Here is a 5,799-nt window from a genome sequence, read left to right as displayed (position 1 = left end):
ATTATCTCCACATGAGCAATAACATAAGTTAAAGAATATCGGGAGCCGTATGAGGGGAAACTTTCACGTACGGATCTAACAGAGAGGGACGAGGCTTAATAGCCTCTCTCGACTCTACCGGTTAGGTCATGACGTATTGACTTCTTATGAGGCAGGTAATGCCAATCAACGGATTCCTGATGAACAGGTTCTTGAAACAGCAACAGCAGACAATCGTTGCATTATCACGTTTAACCGTAATGACTTCATTGTCTTACACCGCAGTGGGATCGAACATAAAGGCATTGTTATTTGTAAGGACGATCGCGATCGTCTACACCAAGCTCAGATAATTCATGAGAAATTAAGTGTGCAGGCTACACTTGAAAATCGGTTATTCCGAGTTCTTAAGCAAAATTAAATCGGCTCCAGCCAGCCGAACTAAAAGATTTTCTGAGAAATGTTCCGATCCTACTCGATGGTAAGCCTGTCGAGAAAATCACCGCTTTTCTATTTCATGCTGGCGGCAATAACGATCCTCAAAAGCTGATTGCTAATGAGGGGAAAAGTTTTATTGGTAGCTATGTCCTGGGAATGGGATTCACATTTGATGATAGCAATTTCGATGCAACTCCTATTGCTGAAATGCACCAATTAATCGAACAATATCCTCGCAACCAAGAGCGAATCTTTCCCTACATTGGCGGTGAAGAAGTGAATTCTAGTCCTACTCATGCTCACGATCGATATGCGATCAATTTTGGTGATATGAGCCAGACAGAAGCCCGTGAGTGGTCGGATTTAATGGCGATTGTCGAAGAGAAAGTTAAGTCTGAACGGATGAAGCAAAAAGATCGAGGTGGGCAAGAAAAATGGTGGCAGTTTCTAAGACCTCGATCTGAGATGAATAGGGCGATCGAATCACTCGATTGGGCTTTAGTTGTTGCGCGTCATCAACCACAATGGTCAGTGGCTCTTATGCCATCAAATATTGTTTTCTCAGAAGCTCTGGTAGTCTTTGCTCTCAATCAATATCCTGCTTTTTGCACAATCCAATCTCGAATTCACGAACTTTGGGCACGGTTCTTCGGCTCATCAATGAAAGATGACCTCCGTTACACTCCCTCCGATTGTTTTCATACGTTCCCCTTCCCCGCAAACTGGGAAACCAACCGCGAACTAGAATCGATCGGGCAAGAATACTACGAATTCCGCGCCGCCCTGATGATTCGCAATGACCAAGGACTCACCGCCACCTACAACCGATTCCACGACCCAGAAGAAGACGATGCAGACATCCTCAAACTGCGCCAACTCCACACCCAAATGGACACCGCCGTCCTCACCGCCTACGGTTGGACAGACATCTCCACCACCTGCGAATTCCGCCTCGACTACGAAGACGAAGAACCATCAGACACCCAGCCCACAGAAGGCAAGCGTCAGCGCAAAAAGCCCTGGCGATACCGCTGGCCAGAAGCCACCCACGATGAAGTCCTCGCCCGTCTGCTAGAACTCAATCAGCAACGTCATGAAGCGGAAATTTTGGGTGGTGAGCAGGCTAAGAAGAAGGCAGGTAAGTCTAAAGCGAAAGGTGCGACGAAGAAGCTCAAGGGTGTGACGATGGAGAAGCAGCTCAATCTGATTCCGCCGGATGTTGAGCAGTTGGATATGTTTTAGAAGTGCCCCCTAGCCCCAAATGCTGGGGGAACCGGATCGGCAGTCACTCAATGCTGGGGAACCCCGATCGGAAAGTCCCCCAAACTTGGGGGATTTAGGGGGCGCATTACCATTGACGAAGTTAACTATGACGGATGAATTTCCAGTTATTGATTCTTTTCGGATCTTTATGCTTCTACAAGCTCGATCTCGATTCTCTTACCAAGAATTCGAGCGGCTTTACTCAGCGTATTAAGAGTTACTGAAGTATTGTCTGGATCTAATAACCGATCTACAGCAGCGCGGCTAGTACCCATTGCCTTAGCGACACTAGTTTTAGTCATGTGTTTAGATTCAATTTCCTGCTGCAATTGCCAAGCAATTACTCTTTTTATTGCAATTTCATTAGCTTCAACTAGTAAATTTTCCTCATCCAAAAAGTCATCGAAAGAAGAACCGATATGGGGATTATTATTTGTCATTTGTTGCCTCTAATTTTGATTTGCGGTCTAGAGCTAATTCAAGATCTTGTTTGGGTGTCTTCTGAGTTTTCTTGATAAATGCGTGTAACAGCACCATCCGTCCATCGTAGATACAGAAGATGACACGAGCAATGCGATTACTCGATAAATTAGATCTCACCTCATACAAGCCTTTCCCCACTGGTTTGCAAGTAGGCATCCCAATCGGCCATCCGAACTCAACAGTTTTGATATCAGAACCAATAACGAGGCGGTCTTCTTTGTCTAAGTCTTTCACCCAATCCCTGACAGGCTCACTACCAAGACTATTTTGATAAAAACACGCAGGCAATATTTTTTCGTCCATTAACTCACATCGTATCAAAAATGGTACGATCCGGCAAGGCTACACCAACGAAAAATTGTCTCTAGCTATCCGCGTCAGGAAATATACAACGTCTCTCAACATACGTTAGATGTAGTGTTCCAAGCAATTATTATCAATAATACTCAGATGCCCCTAAACTGGAAACCACCAACATCAAGATCGAGTGCTGTCGATACTTTTGTTGGTTACTTGCTACTCGATGCTTGGATTGGCAATGGGGACAGGCACCATGAAAACTGGGGGCTAGTCAGCACGATCGATCGAACCATCCATCTCGCACCTACCTACGACCATGCTTCCAGCCTGGGACGAGAATTATCAGATGCCAAACGGCAAGAACGTCTCCAGAATAAAACCGTTGGGGCATACTTAAAGAAGAACTACTCAGCTTTTTATGCCCAAGCAAGCGATAGCAAATCTTTAACAACTCTAGCGACGTTTCAAACTGCCGCTAAATCCTATCCCCAAGCCGCTAGAGCTTGGTTAATACAACTCTCTGGCATATCATCAGAGTGGGTCGAAAGCTTATTAGCCAGAGTCCCCGCAGATCGAATGTCTCCATCAGCCAAAGAGTTTGCCGCTGGGATTCTGGCATTTAACAAAGATCGATTACTAGCTCTTCAAGAGGAATTACCATGAAAACTCTTTTCCTCACTTGGCAAAATGCCGTTTCCCGTGCCTGGTTCCCAATTGGCAAACTGACTCATGATGGTCAGAGATATTGTTTTGTCTATATTCAGGGCGCACTCCAAGCCCAAGAACAAGCTAATTTTCGTCCCTTGTTAGCATTCCCAGACTTCTATCAAACATACACCTCGATCGAACTTTTCTGGCCATTCGCCAACCGTCTCCTCAATAAATCGCGCCCCGAATATCCAGAATTCATCGACTGGCTAAATCTCGACTCAAACGGCAATCCTGCCTCTGTCGATCCGATTACCCTCCTCGGTCGTAGTGGCGGAAAACGAGTCACCGACAGCCTAGAAGTCTTCTCAATGCCAGAGCGCAACGTCGCTGGAGAATACGAAATTCACTTTTTCACCCACGGACTCAGACACTATCCCGCATCCGCCCAACAGCGGGCAGCCGAATGTACCATTGGTGAAGAATTAATGCTGATGCACGACATTCAAAATGAGTATGATGCTAACGCCTTAATGCTGCGGACGATCGATCTACACAATATTGGTTTCTGTCCGCGCTATTTGGTCAAAGACTTTTTCCAACTAGTTGGCAAACAGCCCCAAGCAGTGAAAGTAGTAGTCGAAAAAGTCAATCCGGCACCAACGCCACTCCAATTTCGATTGCTGTGCAAACTAACCGCCAAATGGACACAGGAATTTCAGCCATTCTCTGGCGATGAATATCAATCGATCGTCCCTGCACCTACACTAGCTGAATGCTGCTAAAAACACGATTCTCTAGTGAGGATAGCCCCCTGTCTTGTCTCGCTCAATCTGGAGGTTTCCTCCAGAGCGCGAGTCGCTGCTTGGTGCAACACATGCAGAGGGAACCTCCGCGTGATTGCATCCGCTAAATCCCCCAATTCTGGGGGACTTCCAGAAAATTGCTCCCCCAGAATTGGGGGCTGGGGGGCTTAATCTCAAACTTCACGGTGGATACCGCACCATTCTAGGGAATAATACGGAGGAATGCTCTACAACCTCGCTACATGACCACATCAGCAGCCGTTCGCCAAAAACTCGTTGAAGCCCTCAGCCTCGATCTCGTTGGCCCCGATGCCACTGCTGACGACCATTACCAATCTGAAATCATCTCCCAAGCTCCGAGCAAATGGTATCTGACCGGATTTTTGGTGCCCTATGAAGCCAGCGTCCAAGATCGGAGCGGTGATACTGCCGACGAAGGACTCGAATTAGACGCTCCCACAAGTAGATCCAGTGAAGACGAAAATACACCGGAAACTGCATCCGCGAGAAAGGCTCTCTTTCCTTCATCGATCGGACTTAGCTTCCTGATTGGTGACAAGACTACCAGTGTGGATCTAGAAGTATATTGGGGCGACTATCTACCCCTTAAATCAGACGGCAAGAGCGAAAATAAAGCGAAAACCGACAGATGGCAACGTCAGCGACAATTACAGCGTCTGAGCGTTACTCTTACCGACTCTCCCAAGCCCATTACTCTCGACGTTCCCCATAGCGACGGACTTAAACTCGCCATCTCCAATCGTCCCGTTAACGGCACTACCAAGCTACCTGCTGGCACTAGAGCAATTTCGATCTTTCTCATCAACCATCGTCGCCCTAAACCTGATTGTGAGAAAGATACAGGTTTCATTTTTCAGGCTCAACTCACCATCCACAATCGCGATGGTTTCATTCCTCGCCCCGATTTGCGCGATCGACAAATTGAAGATGACGATGAGCGGATTGCCGACTTACAATATCGCGATGATTATGAATTTGCTTGCGGGCATAATGTGTCGGCTCTAGCCTTTCCCGACGCTCGGAGCCATTGCACTCAGATCTGTACCGCCTGGATTCCCACAGCCGAAGTTGAAAAGGTAATTGCTACCGACTTACCCACCGTCGAACTGGGGATGGAAAAGATCGCTGATGCTGAGACGGCTGAATCGATTCGCACTCTCATTAGTCCGATGGTGCAAGTTTACACCGATTGGATCGCACAGCAATCGACGATCCAACTTGCCGATTCTTCCCGTGCGGAAACTGCGGCGGAACTGCTGCGCCGCGCCACCATCGTCAATCAGCGGATCGCTGCTGGCTTGCAAGCTTTAGACGAGCCTGATGTTTTGACAACTTTTCGGATGGCAAATCGATCGAGTTCCATCGCCCTTCGCCAGCGGAGTATTCACAATACCGATCTATCTCCAGTAGATGTGAAGGTGAAAGCCCCCACATGGCGACCATTTCAGCTAGCGTTCCTATTGATGAACCTAATCGGTATCGCTCAACCAACTAGTAACGATCGGGAAATCGTCGATTTACTCTTCTTCCCCACAGGTGGCGGTAAAACCGAAGCCTACCTGGGATTAGCTGCTTTTACCCTTGTCCTCCGTCGCCTACGGAATCCAGGCATTGACGGGGCAGGAATGAGTGTCCTGATGCGTTATACTCTCCGTCTCCTCACCCTCGACCAACTCAGTCGCGCTGCCACCCTAGTTTGTGCCCTCGAACTAGAACGCAGTAAAGACCCTGCCAAGTTGGGAGTCTGGCCATTTGAAATCGGGCTGTGGGTGGGTTCCGCTGCTACACCGAATGAAATGGGCAAACATGGCGATAAAAAAGACCACACCGCCCGTCAAAAGACAATCGATTATCAAAGTGG

General features: G+C 47.7%; 5 protein-coding genes and 2 pseudogenes. 5 read left to right on the top strand and 2 right to left on the bottom strand.

Annotation, left to right across the window (positions count from 1 at the left end; translation table 11 throughout):
• Nucleotides 1–115 precede the first annotated feature (115 nt).
• Together RMO35_RS15110 and RMO35_RS15105 are read left to right on the top strand one after the other, a co-directional pair.
• Nucleotides 116–400, top strand: a pseudogene (locus RMO35_RS15110) (DUF5615 family PIN-like protein); the annotation flags it as partial.
• Between the two features lie 173 nt (nt 401–573).
• Complete coding sequence (locus RMO35_RS15105; protein WP_309742153.1) at nt 574–1,659, top strand: type IIL restriction-modification enzyme MmeI; 1,086 nt, start codon at nt 574–576, stop codon at nt 1,657–1,659.
• A gap of 167 nt (nt 1,660–1,826) precedes the next feature.
• On the opposite strand, the gene RMO35_RS15100 is transcribed toward RMO35_RS15105, so the two are convergent.
• Both RMO35_RS15100 and RMO35_RS15095 read right to left on the bottom strand, forming a co-directional pair.
• Nucleotides 1,827–2,120, bottom strand: coding sequence for a helix-turn-helix transcriptional regulator (locus RMO35_RS15100; RefSeq protein WP_309742152.1), 294 nt, complete (start codon nt 2,118–2,120; stop codon nt 1,827–1,829).
• Nucleotides 2,110–2,466, bottom strand: coding sequence for a type II toxin-antitoxin system RelE/ParE family toxin (locus RMO35_RS15095; protein ID WP_309742151.1), 357 nt, complete (start codon nt 2,464–2,466; stop codon nt 2,110–2,112). The genes RMO35_RS15100 and RMO35_RS15095 overlap by 11 nt, the downstream gene beginning before the upstream one ends.
• A 147-nt stretch (nt 2,467–2,613) precedes the next feature.
• On the opposite strand from RMO35_RS15095, the gene RMO35_RS15090 reads away from it, so the two are divergent.
• From RMO35_RS15090 to RMO35_RS15080, 3 genes and pseudogenes are all read left to right on the top strand, one after another.
• Nucleotides 2,614–3,126, top strand: coding sequence for a hypothetical protein (locus tag RMO35_RS15090; protein WP_309742150.1), 513 nt, complete (start codon nt 2,614–2,616; stop codon nt 3,124–3,126).
• The gene (locus tag RMO35_RS15085; protein WP_309742149.1) at nt 3,123–3,896 is read left to right on the top strand and encodes an HIRAN domain-containing protein; all 774 of its coding nucleotides are present in this window, start codon (nt 3,123–3,125) and stop codon (nt 3,894–3,896) included. The genes RMO35_RS15090 and RMO35_RS15085 overlap by 4 nt, the downstream gene beginning before the upstream one ends.
• Nucleotides 3,897–4,159: 263 nt before the next feature.
• Nucleotides 4,160–5,799 (top strand): annotated as a pseudogene (locus RMO35_RS15080) (helicase); the annotation flags it as partial.

Source organism: Chamaesiphon sp. OTE_20_metabat_361 (genome assembly GCF_031364565.1).
Note: the sequence above shows the minus strand (reverse complement) of the source record. Positions and strands in the feature narration are given on the sequence as shown.